The sequence below is a fragment of the Flammeovirga aprica JL-4 genome, assembly GCF_012844305.1.
Lineage (GTDB): Bacteria > Bacteroidota > Bacteroidia > Cytophagales > Flammeovirgaceae > Flammeovirga > Flammeovirga aprica.
This window is the reverse complement of sequence record NZ_JABANE010000454.1, coordinates 1-508: the sequence shown is the minus strand read 5'-3', so window position 1 is coordinate 508 and position 508 is coordinate 1. Positions and strand designations below refer to the sequence as shown.

The 508-nt window shown below is 57.9% G+C and carries 1 protein-coding gene and 1 pseudogene; one reads left to right on the top strand and one right to left on the bottom strand.

The window, feature by feature from the left end:
- Positions 1-290 (top strand): annotated as a pseudogene (locus HHU12_RS34915) (ATP-binding cassette domain-containing protein); the annotation flags it as partial.
- A 98-nt stretch (positions 291-388) separates the two neighbouring features.
- Here the strand turns inward: HHU12_RS34915 and HHU12_RS34910 are convergent.
- A partial coding sequence (locus tag HHU12_RS34910) for a cold shock domain-containing protein (protein WP_020241422.1) occupies positions 389-508 on the bottom strand: 120 nt, incomplete at its 5' end.

Below are 508 nucleotides of genomic sequence, written 5' to 3'. Positions count from 1 at the left end.
AGCTGGGCGCGGATAAGGTCACTCTGCCGCTGTCGGCGCTCAGCGGCGGCGAGCGCCTGAAAGCGGCGCTGGCGTGCGTGCTCTGGCGACGCGAGCCTGCCCAGCTGCTTTTGTTGGATGAGCCAACCAACCATCTCGATTTAGCATCGACGCAGGCTATTGAAAGCGCGCTGGCGGCGTTTCCCGGCGCGATGCTGGTGGTGTCGCATGATGAGGCGTTTTTACAAGGTCTGAAGCTGACCCATAGTCTGGCGTGGCGGGAGACGAGCTGGCACTTTTCCCTGCTTTGAATGCCCGGTAGCCGCCATCTTATGCTGGCGGCTACTGGCGACAGATAAAAAAAATCCCCGCCATCAGGCAGGGATTCTCGATTCTTAGCGGCTTGAACTTACAGAGAAGTTACGTTGCCAGCTGCCGGGCCTTTAGCGCCGCTTTCGATGGTGAAGGATACTTTCTGACCTTCGTCCAGGGATTTGTAGCCATCGTTCTGGATAGCAGAGAAGTGTAC